This is a genomic window from Roseobacter cerasinus (assembly GCF_009811755.1).
In the GTDB taxonomy this organism is placed as follows: domain Bacteria; phylum Pseudomonadota; class Alphaproteobacteria; order Rhodobacterales; family Rhodobacteraceae; genus Roseobacter; species Roseobacter cerasinus.
In genome coordinates, this window is record NZ_BLIV01000007.1 from 188,317 (window position 1) to 210,311 (window position 21,995).

The following is a 21,995-nucleotide window of genomic DNA, read 5'->3' on the forward strand; positions in this document are numbered from 1 at the left end:
GGGCGGGCTGGAAAACTGCTATCTGGTCATTGGCGGACCGGCGCGCTACTCGTTGGTGCACCCCAACCAGAAAGGCCTTGTTATGACCACACCCACAGCCGTCACTTTCAGCAAAACCGACATCGAGCGTCTGGGCGATCATGCGGGACGCATCGGGTTGGTCGTGGATGCCGAAGGGCGGCTGGATGTGGCGGGGCGGCGCGTTAACCGGCTGAGCAAAGGGGCGCTGAAACGCGCGCTGGAGGCGCGTGTCGCGGATGGCTTCAAGGAGGGCGACAGCCTGACGCTGGCCTATCCGGCAGGTATGGCAGCGGAGGCGGTGGATGTGATCTGCCTGCCGAAAAACGCAGGCGAAGTGGCGGCGCGGCATGCAGGTGCCGCCTTTGGCGCAAAACGGGGCAAGGCGGATCTGCTGCTGGCTCTGGGGGCGCTGCGCCGGGCCGCTTTTGTCGCGCAGGGGGCTGTGCTGCGGGATTACCAGTTTCGAGATCACAAGACCTCAGGTGAGGCGCCGAAGGGTGGTATCGAGGTCATGGTGAACGATCCGGGCGCGGCCGAGGCGGCTGCGGTGGATCTGTTGGCTGCCGCGGAAGGCACCTTCATGACGCGCGATCTGGTGAATGAACCGGCCAATGTGCTGACCACCACGGAATTCGCCGACCGTCTGGCTGAGATGGAAGCCATCGGCCTGAAGGTCGACGTGCTGGAGGAGGACCAACTGGAAGAGCTTGGCATGCGGACACTGCTGGCGGTGGGGCAGGGCTCGGCCAGCCCGTCCAAGGTGGTTGTGATGCAGTGGAATGGCGGCGGGGACGGAGACTCCCCATTGGCGCTCATCGGCAAGGGCGTGGTTTTTGACACCGGCGGCATCAGCCTCAAACCCTCTGCGGGCATGGAAGATATGACCATGGATATGGGGGGTGCTGGCACGGTCGCGGGCGTGATGCGCAGCCTGGCGCTGCGCAAGGCCAAGGCCAATGTGGTTGGGCTTGTCGGGCTGGTCGAGAACATGCCGTCCGGCACTGCGATCCGGCCCGGGGATGTGGTCCACTCGATGAAAGGCGACACGGTCGAGATCCTCAATACGGATGCGGAGGGGCGCTTGGTGCTCTGTGACGTGATGTGGTACGCGCAGGAGCGGTTCGAGCCAGCAGGCATGATCGATCTGGCGACATTGACCGGAGCCATCATCATCGGGTTGGGGCATGAGAATGCGGGCGTGTTCTCGAATGACGATGCGCTGTGCAATGCCTTTCTGAAAGCGGCGGAGGCGGAGGCCGAGGGGGCCTGGCGCATGCCGCTCGGGCAGGCCTATGACGACATGCTGAAATCGCCGATTGCGGATATGAAGAACATTGGTGGGCGGCCCGGTGGGTCGATCACCGCGGCGCAATTCCTGCAGCGGTTTGTGAAGGACGGGGTGCCGTGGATTCACCTCGATATTGCGGGGGTGGCGTCCTTGAAGTCGGCCACGAAGCTGGCGCCCAAGGGGGCCACAGGTTGGGGCGTGCGGGCGCTCGACCGGCTGGTCGCGGATCACTTCGAAAAGGGATGAGGTCTTGGGCACGGCGCTCTTTTATCACCTGACCCGGCGCCCGATGGAGCAGACGCTTGGGATGCTGCTTGGCAAGGCGCAGGGCGCCGGGCTCCGCGTTGTGGTGCGGGGCACGGATCTGGGGCGCATGGGGTGGCTGGATGAAAAGCTGTGGTTGGGGCCGGATGAGGGGTTTTTGCCCCATGGGTTGGCGGGTGGAGCACATGACGCCCTGCAGCCGGTCCTTTTGACCACGGGGGCGGAGGTACCCAATGGCGCAGCCTGTCTGATGAGCGTGGACGGGGCCGAGGTGCAGGTGACGGAGGTGGCTGAAATGCAGCGCACCTGCGTGCTCTTTGACGGCAATGACCCGCAGGCTGTTCAGGCGGCGCGGGACCAGTGGAAACGGCTGACGGATGCCGGGGCGGCGGCACAATATTGGTCCGAAGAGAGTGGCCGCTGGGAGATGAAGGCGGAGAGCGGCGCGGCGGTGGCCTAGAGCGTCTGACGAAATATCTGAGATATCAAACATCACATATAGCGTTGAAATCTTTGATTTCAGGCAGCGATATGTGATTCAGGTTTTTCGCATGACGCTTTAGAGCGTCTCGAGCATTATTGGTGTGTTTATGACTTTTCGCGTTCGACCGGAGGGAGAGGCAGCGAACAAGTTATGCGAGATTTGCTCGAAATGCGGAAGAGCCCACCGGACCTGCCGCTCGCCAGCGTGGCCTGACAGTGTCAGACCGACGCGGCTATCGGGTCAAGGTCAACTCGCCACCTGCGATCTCGATCTTGCCCCAGCGCTGCAGGTAGGTCATGCCCATCAGGCTTTGGGACATCTCTCCGCTGTTGACCACAGCGGGGACGTTGGTGTCGGTCGCCGGACCCAGCGTCAGTGTTTCAAGCCGCACCGGAGCCGTGCGGACCTCGCCGTTGGCCGTCATGGCGCGACCGATGTAGTTGAGCCTGTCCGGGTCGAGCCCGGCAGCCGTGGCATCCCGGCGGGTCAGCACCAGCATGGTGGCCCCGGTGTCGAGCACGAAATTCACCGGGGCGCCGTTGATTTCAGCGGCGATGTGGTAGTGCCCGTCGGGGCTGCGCGGGACCACGACCTTGCCCTGTTCGGCAAAGACGGCCTGTTGCGGGCGCACTGTCTGGCGGATGTCGTCCCAAAGGCCGTAGGCTGCGAGCACGCCGAGAAATATCAGCCCCCAGACGGTGGCCTGTTGCAGCAGCTTATTGGTGGAGAGCCGGTTTTGCGCGAAGAACCAGGTGCAGACCATCAGGCCGAGGATGATCAGATAGATCAATCTGCCGGTGTCAAAGCCATCCATGATATGCTCCCGCTGCGCCTTGTTTAGATATAGGGCGGGCTGGCGGTGAATTCACCCCAGACCGGGGCCGAAGCCAAACGCGCGGAGACCGTCGAGCACGAATTGCACGGAGAGTGCGGCGAGCAGCATGCCGAGCAGGCGGGTCACCACGGTCACGCCGGTTTTGCCCAAGGCGCGTTCGATCAGCCCGCTGGCCAGGAAGAACCCCATCACGATCAGCATCACGATGCCGGTTGCGCCCAGCACGATCAGCGTGCCTTCGACGTCGGGGCGCTGGCCCATCAGCAGGATGACCGAGGCAATGGCCCCGGGGCCTGCGATCAATGGGATGGCCAGCGGGAAGACCGAAGGATCGTTGTGGTCCTCCTCGCTCTGGTCCTCGCGGCGCTTGGTGCGCCGTTCAAAGAGCATGTCGAGGGCGGTGAGAAACAGCAGGATGCCGCCCGCCACGCGGAAGGCGGGCATGGAGATGCCGATGAAACCCAGAAGCGCCTCGCCGAAGGCGGCGAAGGCCAGCAGGATCAGGATGCCGAGCGCCGTGGCGCGCAGCGCGATGCGGCGCCGGGCTGCGTCGGGCATGCCTTGGGTCAGGGCAACGAAGAGCGGCGCGAGACCAATGGGGTCGATCACGACGAACATGGTCACGAAGGCGGTGATGAAAAAGGCGGTGTCCATGGTTTAGAGAGCGATTGGGGCTTTGCCCCAAACCCCAGGATATTTTGGGCCAGAAGAAGCTCTGGTCACGCGGCTTCGGCCTTTTCGAGCTTTTCCAGAGCGGTCATCCACAAGGCTTCGGCGCGCTCCAGCGCCTCCATGACTTCGGCATATTTGCGGTTCCAGACCTCCAGCTCGCCGGTTTTGGCATCTTCATAAAGCGCGGGGTCGGCCAGTTTCCTGGCCAGCTTGTCACGCATCTCGTTGAGCTTTTCGACGCGGGCTTCGGATTTGCGGGTTTCCGATTTCAGGGCGAGCAATTCATCGCGGCTGGGGCGTTTGGCTTTGGGGGGGGCGGCTTTTTTCGGTTCTTTGCTGGCGGGTTTGTCGACACTCAGCAGCATCTTGCGGTAGGCTTCGAGGTCGTCGTCATAAGGTTTGACGGTGCCGCCTGAGACCAGCCAGAGCCGATCCGCCACCATGGAGAGCAGGTGCATATCGTGGCTGACCAGGATCACCGCACCGGAATAGGCGGTGAGCGCCTCGACCAGGGCCTCGCGCGATTCGATATCGAGGTGGTTTGTGGGCTCATCGAGGATCAGCAGGTGGGGCGCGTCGAGCGTGGCCAGCAGCAGGGAGAGCCGCGCCTTTTGTCCGCCCGAGAGGCGGCCCACCTCGGTTTCAGCTTGATCCGCGCCCAGGCCGAAGCCCGCCAGCTGCGCGCGCAGCTTGGAGTGCAGAACGCCGGGGCGGGCGGAGATGATGTGTTGCAGCGGGCTTTCATCCACATGCAGCTCTTCGACCTGATGCTGGGCGAAGAAGCCGATGCGCAGCTTGTTGGACTGCACGGATTTGCCGGTCATGAGGGGCAGGCGACCGGAGAGCAGCTTGGACAGGGTCGATTTGCCCTGACCGTTCTTGCCCAGCAAAGCGATGCGGTCATCCTGGTCGATGCGCAGGTTCAACCGGCTGAGGACCGGCGTGTCCGTATAGCCCACCGCGCCGCCTTCGATGGAGATGATGGGCGGCGACAACTCTTCCGGTTCGGGGAAGGTGAAGACGCGCTTGGCCGCCTGTTCGGGGCTGGCGATCATATCCATCTTCTCGATCATCTTCAGGCGCGATTGGGCCTGTTTCGCCTTGGAGGCCTTGGCCTTGAAGCGGTCCACGAAGGCCTGCATGTGGTCGCGCCGGGCCTGTTGTTTCTTGGCCATGGCGGCCTGAACGGCGCGCTGCTCGGCGCGTTGCCGGGCGAATTGATCGTAGGGGCCCTGATAGAGCGTGAGCTTGCGGTCTTCCAGATGCAGGATGGCGCCCACGGCGCGGTTCAGAAGCCCGCGGTCGTGGCTGATGATGATGACCGTATGCGGGTATCTGGCGAGGTAGGATTCGAGCCAGAGCGCGCCTTCGAGGTCGAGATAGTTGGTCGGCTCGTCCAGCAGCAGCAGATCGGGTTGCGCGAAGAGGACGGCCGCAAGGGCCACCCGCATGCGCCAGCCGCCGGAGAAGGCGGAGCAGGGCATCTGTTGCTCGGCGTCGTCAAAGCCAAGCCCCTTGAGAATACTGGCGGCGCGGCCCTCTGCCGACCAGGCGTCAATGTCAGCCAGCCGGGTTTGGATATCGGCGATGCGGGTCGGGTCGGCAGCGGTCTCGGCCTCCGCCAACAGAGCGGCGCGTTCGGTGTCGGCGGCGAGTACGGTGTCCAGCAGAGAGGTGGCAGACGAGGGCACCTCCTGCGCGACGCCACCGATGCGGGCGCGGCTTGGCAGCGAAAACTCCCCGCCATCGGTCCCAAGCTCGCCGCGGATGATGCGAAAGAGCGTGGTCTTGCCCGCGCCATTGCGGCCCACCAGACCCACCTTGTGGCCGGTTGGAATCGTGGCACTCGCCTCGTCAAAAAGCGGTCGCCCTTCCACCGCATAGCTGATGTTGGAAATCCGTAACATGGGTGGGGTGTGCCGTATCGCAGAGCTTGCGTCAATCGCCGCTTTTCATGGCTGATGGCCCGTGCTAGGTGGGCCGCGAAATTCAAGGCGGACGGGCAGGGGCCCGGCGCGAAATGACAAGCGGAGACTTCACATGGCCCTTGAGCGGACATTCTCGATCATCAAACCCGATGCCACGCGGCGCAACCTGACCGGCAAGATCAATGCCAAGTTCGAAGACGCCGGTCTGCGGATCGTGGCGCAAAAGCGCATTCACATGACCAAGGCGCAGGCGGGCGTGTTCTATGCCGTGCATGCAGAGCGCCCGTTTTATGACGAGCTGTGCGAGTTCATGGCCTCGGCCCCGGTTGTCGTGCAGGTGCTCGAAGGTGAGGGTGCCATTGCCAAGAACCGCGAAGTGATGGGTGCCACCAACCCAGCAGATGCCGCGCCCGGCACGATCCGCGCGGAGTTTGCGGAAAGCGTTGGCGAAAACTCCGTGCACGGTTCAGACGCGCCGGAGACGGCGGCGGTGGAGATTGCCTACTTCTTCTCAGGCATGGAATTGGTCGGCTAAGCACCTTCCGGCAAACAGACAGACAAGGGCCTTCCGATTGGAGGGCCCTTTTTTGTGTCAAACCGCGGGACGGACCCCGATCTGATCCATCATTTGTTCGAACGCGTCGCGGTCGGCGTCGAAGGATGTGACCTTGATGGCGTCAAAGCGTTTGCGCAGCGCCTTTTTTTCAGCGTCTTTGCAGTCATTCCAGGGGCGGTTCTGCAGCGCCATGACCAGCACATAATACCAGACAAAATGAGGTTTCATGCCGGAGTGCAGCAGCCGCGCATAGGCGGCGTCAGCGCCCAGCTTGCGAAGCGCCTCGGCCGAAGGGATACCGGCGCCGGTGCAGGCGGCCTCGAAAGCCGGGCCAAGATTGCGAATGGAAGAGACAGGCGTTGCCATGCCCGCAGTTTACCGCAGCCCAAGCCTCTTTGTCACCTTGGATCTGCGCCTAGATGCTGGCGTAATCCGTGATTGGGGGAGGCGGGGGCGCTGTCTCTTTGAACCCTTGATCCTGAGGGCGTGGGGCCGGTTTGGGCTGCTCTTTGCTCATCGTATCAGTCCTTGGCGATAGCGCGGCAGGTGCCGCAGATCCGCTCAACTTCGATGGCATTTCTGCCGGTGAAGCGGCATCGACATGGCGATAACGTGGCATTTGGGGTTAAAATTCCGGAAGCAGGTCAGAAAAGCTGACAAAAAAAGCGGCCCACCGGGGGCCGCCTGCTTAGTTTTCCGGCAAACCAAGCTTCTCCGGCGCGGTATAGCGCTCAAGATGCATCTCCGTGGGCTGGGCGTGGCCGATCCCGGCATTGAAGATAAAACGTTTCAGAAGTTCGGTTTGAAACTCGAACTCCTTCGCACGCTCCGCAAACCCGGTCGGAAGTCTGTCTTTGGAGTCCACCTGCGCATATTCCAGATCGCGGCACATGTTCAGCAGCGGCAGGCAGATATCGGCAAGCACATTGGTTGCCAGCCGTTCGGCGTGATTGGCGTAAGGCTCCTGCAGGCCGATGTTTGTCAGAAAAGCGTTGTTAAGCGCGCCCATGAACTCCTTGAAGCGGACGATCGCGTTGCGCATGCCGCTCTTGGCTTCCATTATCAGGACATGCACCCCGGACAGGACCAACCCGGGCAGTTCAACCAGAAAATCGGGTAGCGACAGCACCTGGGTGCCCTCTGGGATGGAAATCAGGCATTTTCGCAGGGCGTGTGCCAGTTTCGGAGCCAGGATCTGATCCACGTCTTCATAGGCCTGGAATGAAATACGGTTCCGGAAGCCACGTCCGAGCATCTCGGACGACCGGATTGTGACGGACTGGTCACTCTTGACAACCAGATTGAGTGTCAAAACCCTGTCGGACAAATCCGATGGCAATGGCGCGACGTTTGATGGATCTGTCATACTATCTATCCAAAAGAGCAATACGGCATGAGGTTTGCACGAAAAATGATGCCAAGGGTTAATCCACCGTACTGTGCCCGTTGCGCGGCGCAAAAAGAAATAATATCCGCAGCGAAATCTTTCAGTTGAATCTATGACAGCTTCGTTACTAGATTGCAACTAGGGGTTGCTTGTGGAACGCTGACCCGTCCGGCCGCGCGCCGCACAACAGGATCAGCTCAGGGTGGGGACAAAAGACTTGGACGGAGCAGACACCGGAGAGCTAACGCTCATTGGCATTGGATCCTCAGCCGGGGGGTTGGAGGCGATCCGCGAACTCGTGGCGACCTTGCCGACAGATCTGCAGGTGGCCTATGTGGTGGTGCAACACATGTCGCCACACCACAAAAGCTTGATGACAGAGCTTGTGGCGCGTCAGACCAGCCTCGTTGTGCGGGATGTGGTTGACGGGTCTGTGCCCGAACCCAATGTGATCTATGTGACGCCTCCAAAGACCGATGTGGTATATGAAGACGGCAAGCTCAATCTGGTGGATCCCAGCCATGAGGTGGCCTCTCCCAAACCGTCGGTGGACCGTTTTTTGCTGAGCCTGGCTGATGGGCACGGTGAAAAGTCGATGGCCATCATCCTCTCCGGCACCGGGACCGATGGGGCCTATGGGGTGCAGGCCATCCGTGAGGCGGGCGGGATCACCATCGCGCAGGACACCGAAAGCGCCAAATACGACGGGATGCCCATGGCCGCGATGCAGACCGGCTGTGTCGATCTGGTGTTGCGCCCCTTCGAGATCGGCACGCATCTGCACAAGATCCTGACCAGCCCGCGCGATTTCGACGCCTTCCGGCAGGAAGCCTCCGAGAAAAGCCCGGCGTCTGATCTGTTGCAGATCCTGCTGGCGCGCACGCGCGTTGATTTCCGCGAGTACAAGCAGACCACCATCAACCGCCGGATCGAACGGCGCATGATCGCCCTGGGGATCGAAAGCCATGAGGAATACACCCAGTTCTGCCGGGTCAATCCGAACGCTGTTGATGCCCTGTTCAAGGATCTGCTGATCTCAGTCACCCGGTTTTTCCGGGACAAGAGCGAGTTCGAAGCGCTGAAAGAGCTGCTGCCGGGCTTGCTGAAAAAGAAGACCAATGCGCCGTTCCGCGTCTGGATCGCGGGCTGCGCGACGGGTGAGGAAGCTTATTCCATCGCCATCCTGCTGTGTGAGGCGCTGGGGGGTGCCAAGGTTCAGTTGAAAGACCACGTGCAAATCTTTGCTACCGACATCGACAAGGAGGCATTGGAAGTCGCGCGCAAGGGCATCTATGGGATGGCCGCGCTCAACGACATTCCCAAGAATCTGGCGGATCAGTACTTCATCCAGCAGAACGACGGCATCCGGGTCATCGATTCCCTGCGCTCGGCCATTCTGTTCTCGGACCACAACGTCTGTCAGGACCCGCCATTCCAGAAGGTGGATCTGCTGTGCTGCCGGAACCTGTTGATCTATTTTGGCAATACGCTGCAGCACAAGGTGATGTCGCGGTTCCACTATGCGTTGACCGAGACCTCGCTGATGTTCCTCGGAACGGCTGAGACAGTTGCCGGCTCGGACGAGATGTTCATTCAGGACAGTCAGTCCGCGCATATCTACCGGCGCCGCTCGATCCGCCGATCGGAGCACACGCCGTTCTCCAACGCACGGTCGGTGCCGCAGTCACGCCAGATCATGCCCGCCGCGACCAAGAGCCCCACGCCTGGCTATTCCACCGACCGGCAGATGTTTGAAGCCCTCGCATTGGCCTTGGGCAAGAATTCGGTTCTGGTCACGGATGAATATTCCATCGTGCGGGTTTACGGGAATGTGAGCCCGTTCATCGAGGTGAACGAGGCCAGCAACCTCAAGATGCACATCGACCTGTTACGCCGCCCGTTCCGCGAGGAAGCACGCAGTCTTGTGACGCTGGCTCTGAAGAACGGCGAGCACCGCTCGGGCGTGCGACATCTGCTGGCAGAGGATGACGATGCGGAAATCCGGCTGGATGTCTACCCGATCATCGCGCGGGACATCAATGAGCGTGCTGCGCTTGTGGTGTTCAGCGAAGTGCAGGTGGATCGCGCCAAGGGCCGCGAGACCGGGCCTCAGCCGGAGGGAGAGGCCTTCGAGAGTGATCGTATCCGCTTGCTTGAGGACGAGGTTGCGACAACGCGCGAGGCGCTGCAGCAGACCATCGAAGAGCTTGAGACCTCGAATGAGGAGCTGCAATCGCTGAACGAAGAGCTGCAATCCACCAACGAGGAGTTGCAGGCCACCAACGAAGAGCTGGAAACCTCGAACGAGGAGCTGCAATCCACAAACGAAGAGCTGATCACCGTCAACGAGGAACTGCAGGTCACCGCAGCGGAACTGAGCGGGCGCACGGGCGAGCTGATGTCGGTGTTGGAGACCGCGCCGCTGGCGATCATGGTTCTGGATACGGCGCTGCAGATCAGCCAGGCGACCAATGCGGCTGCCGAGATGTTTGGCCTGTCTCGTCCGGTCTCCAACCCGCATATCAGCCAGTGCATGCTGCCGGAGAACTGCCCGCCGCTGGCGCCGATCTGCAACGAGACGCTGAAACTGGGCGAGTCGATCACACGCGAATTCAACTCCAAAGGCTCGCGCTACAAGCTCACCTGCTCGCCCTTCTTCGATATGCGCGGTCAGATGAAGGGCTCCACCATGGTGGTGTCGGAGTTCCCAGGACTGGCGCAGGAGCTTGATCTGATCCTCGACAATGCCGAGATCTTCATGCTCAACCGTTCAATGGACGGAACCGTGCTGCGCATCAGCGAGAAGGCGGCCAATGTCTTTGGCACCACGCGGCAAAAGGCCGAAGGGCGCCTGTTTGGCGAGCTGGTCAATAAAAAGACGGCAAACGCGGTTAAGAAGAGTGACGAACATCTTCTGAAAAGCAAATCGGGGCGCGTCAACGACATCATGGATCTAATGTCCAAGGAAGACGGCAAGCACTATTGGATGAACACTGAAAACTTCCTCTTTGCGGATCCGTCGATTGGAGAATCGGCGATCTATTCGGTAGGCACGGATATCACAGACGTGATTGCGGCACGCGACAGCGCTGAGGAGTCTCTGGCGCAGCTGGAGTTGTTGCAAAACCTGGCCAAGATCGGGCATTGGTCACTGGACGTGGATACAGACCAGATACACTGGTCGTCGGAAGTCTACCGTATCCATGGCGAAGAGCCGTCCACGCCCGCGCCGAACCTCAAGAAGGGGATCGACTACTACCACCCGGAGGATCGGGCCAGTGTGATGGAAGAGATCGATAGGGTGGCCAAGACGGGCGGCGACTTCCAGTTCAAGAAGCGGTTGATCAATCGTCAGGGTGAGGCGATCTTGGTTGAGGTCTTTGGTCTGGCGCGCAAGGACCGCTCTGGAGAAGTGAGCAAAATTGTCGGGGTTTTCCGGGATCTGCCGGAAGAAGACTGAATTTTTCGCCTTCTGATTGCAGCATCCTGTCTGGCGGGTCTTTCACCTTGACCTGCCCTCCCACCTGCGCATCTATACGAAAAAACACAATGGGAGACTGACGATGACCTTCAAGACAACCGCCAGCGCGCTGGCTTTGATTTCTGTGGCCGGCTTGGCGTCAGCAGACTGTTCGGAGGTCACCTTCTCTGATGTGGGCTGGACCGACATCACCGCAACCACGGCCGCAACAACTGTGATCCTCGATGCGCTGGGGTATGACACGGACATCAAGGTGCTCTCGGTGCCGGTGACCTACACCTCGATGGCGCAGGGCGATGTGGATGTCTTTCTGGGCAACTGGATGCCCACCATGGAAGGCGACATCGCACCCTACCGCGAGGCGGGAACTGTCGACACCGTGCGCGAGAACCTGTCAGGCGCAAAATACACACTGGCCGTGAACAAGGCGGCGCTTGATCTGGGCATCAAGGATTTCTCGGACATTGCCAAACATGCCGACGCTCTGGACGAGCAGATCTATGGCATCGAGCCCGGCAACGATGGCAACCGCCTGATCCAGTCGATGATCGACGCGGATGCCTTTGGTTTGAGCGGTTTCGAAGTCAAGGAAAGCTCGGAGCAGGGGATGCTGGCGCAGGTGGAGCGTCTGTCCAAGAAAGAAGAACCCATTGTCTTCCTCGGGTGGGAGCCGCATCCGATGAACGCCAATTTCGACATGGGTTATCTGACCGGCGGTGATGACTTTTTTGGCCCCAACCTTGGTGGGGCGTCGGTCTACACCAACACCCGCGCGGGCTATGTGGGCGAATGCCCGAACGTGGGCGCGCTGCTGAACAACCTGGAATTCACGCTGGCTATGGAAAACGAGATCATGGGCGCAATCCTGAATGACGGGGAAGAGCCCTCCGACGCCGCGACGGCCTGGCTCACAGCCAACCCCGATGCCTTTGTCGCCTGGCTCGATGGCGTGACAACGGTTGACGGCGGCGACAGCGTTGCCGCGGTGAAATCGGCCCTCGGCCTGTGATCAAGACGCCCCGCATGGGATCCGTGCGGGGCGATGACGTTTCCGGGAAGGGCGTGTGTTTTGCTGGACTGGCTGACTGAAACGAAAATACCTGTCGGCAAGAGTGCAGCGGCGTTCTTTGACTGGCTCCAAAGCAATGGCGCGTGGTTCTTCGACGGGCTTGCCGTGGTGATGGAAGGGATGATCGATGCGATCCTCTGGGTGCTGCAGACGCCGCATCCCTTTGTGATCATCCTGGCCTTTGTGACCCTGACATGGGTGTTGCAGCGCAGCTGGAAGGTCTGCCTCTTTGTCGCCCTGGGCTTTCTGTTCATCCTCAACCAAGACTATTGGGAAGAGATGACGGAGAGCATCACGCTGGTGCTCTCGGCCTGTGTGGTCTGCATGGCCATTGGCGTGCCCATCGGTATTGCCGCGGCCCACCGTCCGCGGCTTTATCAGGCGATGCGCCCGGTGCTGGATCTGATGCAGACCTTGCCGACCTTCGTGTATCTCATTCCAGCGATTGTATTTTTCGGGATCGGCATGGTGCCGGGGCTGATCGCCACGGTGATCTTTGTCGTGCCCGCGCCTATTCGCCTGACCCATCTGGGGATCAGTACAACACCCAAACCGCTGCTGGAGGCGGTCGACGCCTTTGGCGCAACGCCGGCGCAGAAGCTGTGGAAGGTGGAGCTGCCCTTTGCCCTGCCGCAGATCATGGCAGGGCTGAATCAGACCATCATGCTGTCGCTCTCCATGGTGGTGATCGCAGCACTCGTGGGCGCGGATGGTCTTGGCGTGCCGGTGGTGCGCGCGCTCAATCAGGTCAACACCGCGCTTGGGTTTGAGAGCGGCTTCATCATCGTTGTGGTCGCCATCATGCTCGACCGGATGCTGCGGGTGGATCGCAAATGACCAATGCTGTAGAATTCGACAATGTCTCCATTGTTTTTGGCGAAGCGCCGCAAAAAGCGTTGCCGGAAATGGACGCTGGCAAATCGCGCGCCGAGGTGCAGGAGGCGACCCATCAGGTTCTGGGTGTGCATAACTGCTCGCTCGATGTAGCCGCCGGCGAGATCCTTGTCCTGATGGGCCTGTCCGGCTCCGGAAAATCAACGCTGCTGCGGGCGGTGAACGGGCTAAACCCGGTGGTGCGTGGCGCGGTGCGGGTGCATGATGGTGATTGGTCCTGTGACGTCACCAACAGCTCTGCGCCGGATCTGCGCCGGGTGCGTCGCGAATGCGTCTCCATGGTGTTTCAACAATTCGGGCTGCTGCCCTGGCGCTCCGTGCGCGAGAATGTGGCGCTTGGGCTGGAGTTGGCGGACGTCTCCCGCAAGGAGCGGATGGCGCGGGCCGACCGGCAGTTGGAGCTTGTGGGCCTGTCTGATTGGGCCGAACGCAAGGTGGGCGAGCTGTCAGGTGGCATGCAGCAGCGCGTGGGCCTCGCGCGCGCCTTTGTGACCGAAGCCCCGATCCTGCTGATGGACGAGCCGTTTTCGGCGCTTGATCCGCTCATCCGCAACCGGCTGCAGGATGAGTTGATTGACCTGCAGCGGGATCTCAAACGCACCATCATCTTTGTCAGCCATGATCTGGACGAGGCCTTCAAGATCGGGGACCGGATTGCCATCATGGAAGGCGGGCGGATCGTGCAATGCGGCACCCCGCAGGAGATCTTTTCCAACCCGATCAACGACTACGTGGCTGATTTTGTGGCGCATATGAACCCGCTAGGTGTGCTTTGCGCCAGCGACGTGATGGAACCTGCCGAGGTCGCCCCGGCCCAGACCGTTCCGGCGGATACAGAGGTGGAGACCGTGATGCGCATGCTGCTTGATACCGACCACCCGCTGGGTGTGGAGGAGGCGGGCGAGCTTGTTGGTCAGGTGACTAAGGATGGTGTCATCGCGCGCATCCTCGATCCGCGCGAGACGCCCTCAGCCTAATCCTGTATGCTCCGGAGCCAGTCGACAAGATCCACCACGGGCTGGCTGGTCATGATCGGCTGCCCGGTCTCCGCCGGAATGGCGACGCCTGCGCCCTCAAAGAACCATCCGTAGACCGGCATGTCGCTGCCATGGCTGACCAGCGGATCCCGCCCGTCAATCCGCTTTACGATGCGGTAGACCGGGAACTTCCCGTCATTCTTTGTGCTGAGCGCGGTCAAATCCGAAGGCTGGATCAGCAAGACCGGGGCCATCGGCCCTTGGCCTTCTGCATCCGCACCATGGCAAGCGGCGCAGTGCAGCCGGAACAGCCGCTCGCCGTCATCGGTATCCTGCGCGGCAAGCGGTTGACCGAGACAAAGCACCAAAGCGAATAACGCACGCATCTCCAACTCCTTTTCCTGTTTTTGTCAAAGTAGGAGCGCGCGCCCTCTACCGCGTTGATATGCATCAAACAGATGCTGGACACCTGATAGCTATCTGGTGGCGGGCCAAAGACCGCATCTTGAAGAGGCTGTTGAAAAACTCAGGTTTTCGAGAAGAGGCCCGGCGCTCAAATGCACCGAGTTTCTCCCGCACATGGTCGATGCACGTCCGGCGAAGCAGATGTCGCAGAAGTTTCCCTTAAAACTGACAATTTGAACGCCTCGACGCACTCTTCCCCTGACGTCACGTCGCGTAAGTCGCGTAACCAGCCATGCTCAAGCCGAAAAGGTCTGGTTCAATGGACGGGCACGGAGCACCAGACATGCCCGAAGGTCATCCGGCGTACGGTCCTGGCCTGCATGGAGGCCATCTTTCTCGGATGCTGTTTTCTCAGACTAGCCAAGCCTGAGACATCAAATGAGACGCACGCGTCATCAGCAGGAATTGTTGAAGGAAAGGTCTCAGGGATAAACGCCGAATAACATCACATGTTCGGACCGGCCATTGAGGTTCTTAAGAGCGCAGTTGACGCTTTGATTTCAATCGACAGCTCCGGCAAACAGGGCAGACGACCAAGCAGCCAATGAATGGTCTGAGCAAGACTGTTCCTGCTGCCTTAGGACGACCAACTTTTACCCACTCCCGTCAGCCTTGCGAGCGAATTCATCACCGGGGGCGGCTAATTCATTGCGACCGCTTGCAAACACTCCTATCGTCATCGAAATGGCCCCTTAAGACTGGACTTGATGATGAATACAAAACTGCTTCTGACCTTGGGCTTTCTCAGTGCCTGGACAAGCGCTCCGGTGGATGCAGCAACCGTCACCCTGTCATTTATCGAACGGGACGTCGGCGTATTCGGGACCGTATCGGGCAGCGTTGACACCGATGACCTGATCCGCGGTGTTCCGGCCCTGGCGACGCCGGGCGTGACGATCCTCCCCGCACTTGGGCTGATCAACATAACGGGCCCCTCGGCGACCAGTCTTGATGTTTACAACGGCTTCGGCGCAGGCCCCTCTGTGCCCTTTGGAACGCCAGGCACGGTTGTCACGGCCACATCGAATACGGGCGATTCCTTTGCCTTCTCCAACCCGTTTGGAACCGTCGATATTCGCTTGGATCAAGGCTACACATCCCTCAACCCCATCCAAGCTGCCTTCCAGTTTGACGGGGCGACACTCGCCGATTTAGGCCTGAGTGTTGGAACCACCAATATATCCTTTACCGGTGACAACACCCTGCAGATCGTCGCATCAGTCGAAGCGGTGACACCCGTTCCACTGCCCGCTTCGGTGCTGATGCTGCTCATGGGTGTTGGCGCAATTCGGGCTATGGGATCTGCCCGAAAAGCTTAACGAGGTCGGTGCATCCGCAGGATCGAAAACGGGCCTAGAGCAGCGTCCAGAAAATCCGCACCACAGCATCAAACCTGCGCTTGGCCGGCACTGCCGGCCAACCCCCGACCCCTCCTCACGGGAGGGGGCTTCACCCCCACCCAGGGTCGGGGGCTGGCCTCTGTATTGAAGCCCGAGCGTTTCAGCTTTTCTGGACGCTGCTCTAGGCCTCTTCATCTTCCGCATCTTTGGCCTGCGTGTTTTGGCCCGTCCTGAATCCAACGTTATGGCGGGGATGCGCCTTTAGGCTGTCGGCCAGGTCTTGATCCAACTCCTTTCGGATACGTCCCGCTTCATCCCGCGAGAGCGCGGCGCCGATATAGGTGACGATGCGGGCTTTCGGATCATTCGGCTTCACCCGCAGGCCGCGCACGATGTGCTTTGGAAAGCGCCGCCTCAGCTCGGCGCGCAAGCCCATGGAGTCGCGGCGCGCAAAGGGCGCGATCCAGTCGATCACCCAGAGCCGGTCACCTGACGCCCAATCCTCAGGCTTCAGACTGTTGGGGTTCAGAACATATTCGGTCTCGACCTCCAGCGTCATGCGCGCCCAGGAACAATAGGCCTGCGGCACGCCATTGCGTTCGACGATCGCGTATTGCCCAAGGGTGACGGGCGGCAGAACGAACCGGGTCTGCAACGCAATCGGCCAGGAGCAGTGAAGGTCTGAGTTGCACCACAGCCAGGCGATGCGGCCCATCGCCCCGTAAAGTCCGTCAAGCTTGCGCAGCTCCTCAGGCGTCATCCAAGCCCAAGCCAGTCTTCGATATCCCCGAGCAGGGTCTGTTGATAGGAGCCGTTGAGGAACTGAGCTTTCCGGGTTTCGGTCTCGATGGCCGCCTCTATCACATCGGAATGGGCAAAAGCGTCATCGCGCGCCGCGAGCATGCTGCGGAACAGAACGGTGTCGGCGCCGGTGTCTGACTGGATGTCCAGTGTCTCCCGGTTCCCGTTCGCGAACAGAAGATGCTGCCGCAAGGGGCCAGCATCGGGCTGCGCGCCATCTCCATAGTAGTTCAACAGCGTCAGAGAATCAGCCGTGTTCCCCTCGAACCACAAGATCAGGTCATCGCCGCTCCTGTTGTGCTCCACCTGATCATCTGCAATCTTGATCAGATTGTCCTCCCAATCGGAGGCATGAAGCTCCATGATCAGATCGTGACCAGACCCCGCGCGAAAGACGAATGTATCGATCCCGTCGCCACCCGACATCGCGTCCGAGCCACCGCCGCCGTCAATGTGGTCATGGCCATCCATGCCGTAGATCAGATCATCATAGGCGCTGCCGATGAAGCTCTCTCCCAGATGCCCGCCTTGCAGCACCGTGCCGCTGTCTAGCCCGCTGGCATCCAGCATCGCCGCCATGGCCATATTGCCCTCAAGGGTCTGAAACTGCCATGCGACCGGATCGCCTGCATCATCCCGCTCTGACGCGATGCCAATCTCGAGCTTGGCGCTGCCGGGGCCTTCCTCGTTCCAGGCGTAGAAGTCGAAGTCATGCCAGCCTGATGTTGTCGCGGTAAAGCTGGCCTCGGTGTGATGGTCCGCGCGATCATCCTGAAGGAGGGTGACCGGGCCGCCCGTTCCGCCATCCTCAAGGGTGAACAGCACCTTGTCTTCGGCGGTTTCGCGGAATTTATAGGTTTCACCCTCCTGCAGCCAGATCTCGCCCTGATAGCGAATGAGGCCACGCGCTGCGATATCCTCCTCCAGGATACGGCCCGGATTTACCTCCACCCGGTCGGCCTGCTGTTGCTCTGCCCAATCCGCGAGATCGATGCGGATATGTTCGGTTGTGATCTGGCGCGTATTCCCCCCCTTGCCCAGATTTGGAAACAGGAGCGGTTGCGTCGTCGTATAGGTGGTGCCGGCGTCGTCATAGATCTCCTTGCTGGTGTTGCGCGTCAGAAACGGCAAACCATGCGAGGCCTGGAGCACACTGGCGATCATGGTGTTGAAATCCTGAGCGTGCCAATGGTTTTCCAGTAGGGCATCGGCCACATTCGATCCGGCCAGCATGGGCGAGGTAAAGCCCAACCGCAAAGACGGATCGTCCTGCCCGTTCAGGGTCTGAAAAGCGGTATCCGCATCGACATCGCGGATGAGAAGCGCCGCCGTGCCCGCCGCATCGGCTGTCCGGGCGTAGTAGTCATATTCGTACCAACCGCCTTCGGTCGCCGTGAAGCTGCCCGACGTCGCCGTGCCAGGTGTCGTTTCGCGCAAGACCTGGGTGCGGTCTATGTCATCTCCGGCCTGTGCGGGACGCAGATAGACCGCGCCCCAGGTGTCCGCCGATTCCTGAAACTCGTATGTGACACCCGCCTCCAGATAAACCTGGCCCACGAAATGATGAAGCGCGTTCGCCGCCAGCGATCCGGAAACATCGTCGGTGCGCGTCTCCGTGCGGCCGGCCGTGGGCTGCGCATAGCCCTCTATCGGCAGCAGCCAATCCTCGATTGCGTTATTCGGGTCGGAGAGAAACGCCGCAAGTGTCAACGGCGGCCCACCGTCCGGCTCCTCCGCGGCGCGCGGCGCCGTCAGATCATAGGCGTAATGGGTGAAAGCCGCCCCATTCATGCCGGTGTCAACGGGCGGCTTGATGTCGGCGAGGTCAAACACCAGATGTTCGATCCCCTTGAAGAGCGCCAGGCTGAAATCATCACCCGAGGTGCCCAGAATTTGATCTTCGAAGATTGCGCGCGCCAGGTCCACATCGACACCCAAGGCGGCCAGTTGCCCGAGTTGATACTCGACGAAGGCGGCGGCCACCTGCTGTTCGGCATATTGCTCTCGGAGCGCCTGCATCGTCTCGCCGTCGAAAACGACCGCATCGATATCATCGCCACCAAAGAGAAAGACCGCGTCGTCCTGGCTCGCCGTGCCAGCGGCAACCTTCTGCAAGAGGGTCGCTAGGGTCTTGCCCGCCTCGATCACATCGCTGCCCGCGCCGCCGTCAATGTATTCCGACTGTGCGCCCGTCACGATATGGTCGTCCCCATCGCCCGCAAGGACAACTTTGGTCTTCTCGCCCGCGTAAATCTGATCATCGCCGTCAAAGCCAAAGATACGTTGAACGGTCGTGTTCCCGCGCAAATCCAGAATGTCATCCAGATCGGAGGCCTGCAGCACTTCGATATTGGTCAAAAGATCGACGACCGTGGTTTCATGCGCGTGCTGTGCCACTTCGATCGCGCGATACTCAACCGTCTTGTACTTCGCCTTGCCCCACATGTCCGTCCCGGCCTGTTCCCTCTTGGTCTTGATGACTTCCTGGAGGTATTCGGAACCGGCAGCGAGGTGTTTTTCGACGTGGACCTGATTGGCACCGTTCGCCGTCGCCTGGATGCCGCGCGCAAAGCGGTCGTCGTCGATGTTCAGATAGGAGGCGGTATCCTCGCCCGCGCCGCCATTAAAAACCACCTTCGCCTGATCCGCGAGATAGGTATCGTCTCCGCCAAGCGCGTTGATCTTGAGCGACAAGTCTTTGATCACGGTCCTATTTGGGTTGAGCGGCACATAGTCCGTGATCACATTTGTCACGTCGAAGGTCGTCGAGGTCTGCGAAGCTTCGGCCCGTTGGAGCGGGATGGCAAAACCGGGCTTGCCACCATCGGTCTGTGACGACTCGGTGTATTTCGTTGTTCCATCCGTAATCGTCCAGCCGGAGACATATGTCGTCGTCGTCCCGCCCCCTTTGCCGAAGTTGAACATCGGGCGCGTGTACACTTCCTCCACGGCCAGCATTAAAGGCGCCATGAAGGTCAGATAAACCGCCTTATCCGCACCACCGTTGGGCAGATCGATCTGCGCTGCACTTTCATCCAACGTGACGCTCTGATGGTCCCAGTTCCCCTGGCCAAGGTATTCGGTACCATAGTGTTTGGCCGTCTTCCCCATTTCCGAAATCGTGTCGCTCTGGATCGCGAGGCTGGCATCTGCGTCGGTAAAGGACTGCGATCCCAGACCGATGATGCTGTCAAAATTCTTATCCAGAATTCTGTCGAAACGCTCTTCATTCTCGGCTGCGATGGCTTCCCAGCGGGTGTCCAACTGCTTTTCGAAAAATTGCGCGATGGTCTGCTGGTCGCCATTGGGCAGGCTGCGCATCTCGTCGGCGAGCTTATCCGCTTCCCTCTGCCAGGTATTGCCTTCCGTCAGCCGGATGATCGTCGATATGGCCGCGCCCACAAGTGCCACTGCAACCGCAACCGGTGCCCCCACACCCGTTGCCGCAATACCGATGGAGGCAATACCAAAGGCGGCGTCAACGGCGGTCGCGGCCGCGTAATGCGCCACCTCCTTGTCATAGGTATCCTCCAGCCGATCTGCGAGCAGGCCGTTGGTTTCCGTGCCGTCGTCGGTCTCGCGCAAGTGGTCGATGTAGTCTTTTGCCGCGTCGAACCTTTGCCAGGAGACCGGGTCCAGAACGCTGAGCAAGGTCACCACCGCACCGGCGACGGGCACGCCTTTGGTCGCAAAACTCAGAGCCTTCGCGCTGTGGCTCAGCATCGCGGTGGCCGCCAGCGCCCCCTCGGCGGCCATGGCGGCCATCATCGTGCCTTGCAATGCGGCGGCTTGCTTCAGCGCGTCGCGCTGGTCGTCCGTGAGGTCGGGGTTGTCCAACTGCCGTGTGATATCGGCCAGACCAACCGCCACACTCGCCACGCCGACGGTCGAGGCGAAAAGGCCCAAGGCGGCCGTTGCCTTGGCATTGCCACCCAAGAAGTCCGCTGTCGACTGCCCGGTATAGAGCCCGTCCGAAGCAATCCCCAGGCCGAATGATGCATGCAGCTCCGCGCTGGATCCTTCATGGCTCCAGAACCCCAGACCAGCCGCGCCGCGCAACATGGAGATACCATTGTCGGCGATCCCCCATTTCGAGACTGACTTGCCCGCAAGATCCGGATCCTGCGTCAGATGAGTGGAGATGCCATTGGCCCAGGTCGTCTGTTTGTTCACCGTCTCCGTCGCGGTTTCAAATCGCCGCACTTCGGTGTCGTAATGTGCTTGGTCTGTTTGAGCTTGTGTGCGCTGCGCTTGCGCTGCGGTCAGCTGCTCTTGCGCGTCGGCAGCGTTCATCCGGACAGTGTCGATATGTGTATTGACCGCCTCTTGCCAATTCGCGGGGTTTTGTCCCTGAAAATCAGCATTGGCATTCAGATGCCCTTGCGCAATCGCATTCTCCCGCGCCTGAACCTCCTCTGGGCTCAGATTGCTCCAGTCATCGGGAAAATTCACGCGGTCGGCGGCAATTGCGTCGCGGATCTCTGTTCTGAGCCGGAGTGCGCCTGTCAGAGAATGGCCTGCTGTGTCCAATGCCTGCGTGGCATTGGCGATGGCAGTGTTTGCAGTTTCCAGAGCCGAACTGGCTTGGGTAAATGCCTGTCTGTTTTGCGATAGATGCTGGTCCAGATACGTCTGATTATGCTCCAGGAACCGATTATGCATCTTCAGCAGGTCGGGAAAATTCGTCTCCGTCTGAAACCGGTCCCGGGTGTTGCCCAGGTAGTCAACATCTGTCCCATTGTCTGCGATGTCTTGATGAAACTGCCGGATCTCAAGCGTCATCTCCGCCTGCTTGCGCGTCACATGAAGCGCATTCAGGAACATGATATTCGTAAAGACCTGCGTGCCGCTCAGGACCGCTTCGGCCGCCATAAACCCTTTGCCGGTGTCGTCCGTCTCGGTCCAGAAGCTGTTCACCTTGCGCGACATGTTCTGGACGGTATCCGCCATCCAGTGGGAATAAGACATCGTGGTCGAAGCGGCCTTCATCACCGTCGTGCCAAGATCCACATTCGACCCTTTAACGCCCTCGGGGGTGTCTGGCAGACTTGCCACAACCTTCAGAAACGTCGCCGTCTGCACGGCGGCCATATACTGAAAGCCAAAGGTGCCGTAGATCCCGACCGTTTCACCCGGCGCCTCGGGCGAGGGCGCGCCCTCTATGCCGCGCTCTGCCAGCATGTCCTGAAACAGGTTCGACAGCACATCCCACCCTGTTTCGGGGTACTGGTCGAGAAACATCTGGAACACGATCTGATCCGCGATGGGGCGCGAACTGACAAAGTCTCGCAGCGGATCATCTTCGGCCAGCGGAGGGGGAGAGGTCGGCGCAGACGCGCTGTTTTCCGCAGGCTCGCCCCCGGTGCCGGATGTGTGTGCCGCCATGCCACTTGATGAGGAGACGAGGTCGTCGATTGGGGCGGTATGTGTCAGATCATCATGGCTGGTCGTCTCGTTCATCTATTTCCGCTTTCCCCTAGGTCATCCTCGAACCCTACAGAGACAAAATCACTTGGCAACAAATACTTGTTAC

General features: G+C 60.4%; 16 protein-coding genes. 8 read left to right on the top strand and 8 right to left on the bottom strand.

Annotation, left to right across the window (positions count from 1 at the left end):
* Window positions 1–82: 82 nt before the first annotated feature.
* Both So717_RS17755 and So717_RS17760 read left to right on the top strand, forming a co-directional pair.
* Window positions 83–1,555 (top strand): leucyl aminopeptidase, encoded by a 1,473-nt coding sequence (locus So717_RS17755; RefSeq protein ID WP_159979824.1) that lies wholly within the window; start codon window positions 83–85, stop codon window positions 1,553–1,555.
* Between the two features lie 4 nt (window positions 1,556–1,559).
* On the top strand, window positions 1,560–2,033 hold the full coding sequence (locus So717_RS17760) for a DNA polymerase III subunit chi (protein WP_159979826.1): 474 nt from the start codon (window positions 1,560–1,562) through the stop codon (window positions 2,031–2,033).
* A gap of 256 nt (window positions 2,034–2,289) precedes the next feature.
* Here So717_RS17760 and So717_RS17765 read toward each other — a convergent pair whose 3' ends face one another.
* The 3 genes from So717_RS17765 to So717_RS17775 form a co-directional block, all read right to left on the bottom strand.
* On the bottom strand, window positions 2,290–2,871 hold the full coding sequence (locus tag So717_RS17765; RefSeq protein ID WP_159979828.1) for a retropepsin-like aspartic protease family protein: 582 nt from the start codon (window positions 2,869–2,871) through the stop codon (window positions 2,290–2,292).
* Between the two features lie 51 nt (window positions 2,872–2,922).
* On the bottom strand, window positions 2,923–3,546 hold the full coding sequence (locus So717_RS17770) for a MarC family protein (RefSeq protein ID WP_159979830.1): 624 nt from the start codon (window positions 3,544–3,546) through the stop codon (window positions 2,923–2,925).
* Window positions 3,547–3,611: 65 nt separating this feature from the next.
* The gene (locus So717_RS17775) at window positions 3,612–5,471 is read right to left on the bottom strand and encodes an ABC-F family ATP-binding cassette domain-containing protein (RefSeq protein ID WP_174239065.1); all 1,860 of its coding nucleotides are present in this window, start codon (window positions 5,469–5,471) and stop codon (window positions 3,612–3,614) included.
* 133 nt (window positions 5,472–5,604) lie between these two features.
* Here So717_RS17775 and ndk point away from each other — a divergent pair, with 133 nt between their 5' ends.
* Window positions 5,605–6,027 carry a nucleoside-diphosphate kinase gene (ndk, locus tag So717_RS17780; protein ID WP_159979832.1) on the top strand — a complete coding sequence of 141 codons (423 nt, stop codon included), beginning with the start codon at window positions 5,605–5,607 and terminating at the stop codon, window positions 6,025–6,027.
* Window positions 6,028–6,084: 57 nt separating this feature from the next.
* Here ndk and So717_RS17785 read toward each other — a convergent pair whose 3' ends face one another.
* The gene (locus So717_RS17785) at window positions 6,085–6,414 is read right to left on the bottom strand and encodes a TfoX/Sxy family protein (protein WP_159979834.1); all 330 of its coding nucleotides are present in this window, start codon (window positions 6,412–6,414) and stop codon (window positions 6,085–6,087) included.
* A gap of 322 nt (window positions 6,415–6,736) precedes the next feature.
* On the bottom strand, window positions 6,737–7,414 hold the full coding sequence (locus So717_RS17790; protein ID WP_159979836.1) for a hypothetical protein: 678 nt from the start codon (window positions 7,412–7,414) through the stop codon (window positions 6,737–6,739).
* A gap of 238 nt (window positions 7,415–7,652) precedes the next feature.
* On the opposite strand from So717_RS17790, the gene So717_RS17795 reads away from it, so the two are divergent.
* From So717_RS17795 to choV, 4 genes are all read left to right on the top strand, one after another.
* Window positions 7,653–10,895 carry a chemotaxis protein CheB gene (locus tag So717_RS17795; protein ID WP_159979838.1) on the top strand — a complete coding sequence of 1,081 codons (3,243 nt, stop codon included), beginning with the start codon at window positions 7,653–7,655 and terminating at the stop codon, window positions 10,893–10,895.
* Window positions 10,896–10,998: 103 nt separating this feature from the next.
* Window positions 10,999–11,925 carry a choline ABC transporter substrate-binding protein gene (locus tag So717_RS17800; RefSeq protein WP_159979840.1) on the top strand — a complete coding sequence of 309 codons (927 nt, stop codon included), beginning with the start codon at window positions 10,999–11,001 and terminating at the stop codon, window positions 11,923–11,925.
* Between the two features lie 63 nt (window positions 11,926–11,988).
* Window positions 11,989–12,822: a choline ABC transporter permease subunit gene (gene choW / locus So717_RS17805; protein ID WP_159979966.1), complete on the top strand. Its 834-nt coding sequence runs from the start codon at window positions 11,989–11,991 to the stop codon at window positions 12,820–12,822.
* Window positions 12,819–13,856, top strand: coding sequence for a choline ABC transporter ATP-binding protein (gene choV / locus So717_RS17810; RefSeq protein ID WP_159979842.1), 1,038 nt, complete (start codon window positions 12,819–12,821; stop codon window positions 13,854–13,856). The genes choW and choV overlap by 4 nt, the downstream gene beginning before the upstream one ends.
* Here the strand turns inward: choV and So717_RS17815 are convergent.
* Window positions 13,853–14,242 (bottom strand): c-type cytochrome, encoded by a 390-nt coding sequence (locus So717_RS17815; RefSeq protein WP_159979844.1) that lies wholly within the window; start codon window positions 14,240–14,242, stop codon window positions 13,853–13,855. The genes choV and So717_RS17815 overlap by 4 nt on opposite strands.
* 789 nt (window positions 14,243–15,031) lie before the next feature.
* Here So717_RS17815 and So717_RS17820 point away from each other — a divergent pair.
* The gene (locus So717_RS17820) at window positions 15,032–15,640 is read left to right on the top strand and encodes a hypothetical protein (RefSeq protein WP_159979846.1); all 609 of its coding nucleotides are present in this window, start codon (window positions 15,032–15,034) and stop codon (window positions 15,638–15,640) included.
* Window positions 15,641–15,842: 202 nt separating this feature from the next.
* Here So717_RS17820 and So717_RS17825 read toward each other — a convergent pair whose 3' ends face one another.
* Both So717_RS17825 and So717_RS17830 read right to left on the bottom strand, forming a co-directional pair.
* Entirely contained in the window at window positions 15,843–16,421 is a 579-nt protein-coding gene (locus So717_RS17825; RefSeq protein ID WP_159979848.1) for a toxin-activating lysine-acyltransferase, read from the bottom strand.
* The gene (locus So717_RS17830) at window positions 16,418–21,922 is read right to left on the bottom strand and encodes a hypothetical protein (protein ID WP_159979850.1); all 5,505 of its coding nucleotides are present in this window, start codon (window positions 21,920–21,922) and stop codon (window positions 16,418–16,420) included. Before So717_RS17830 ends, So717_RS17825 begins: the two co-directional genes overlap by 4 nt.
* Window positions 21,923–21,995 lie beyond the last annotated feature (73 nt).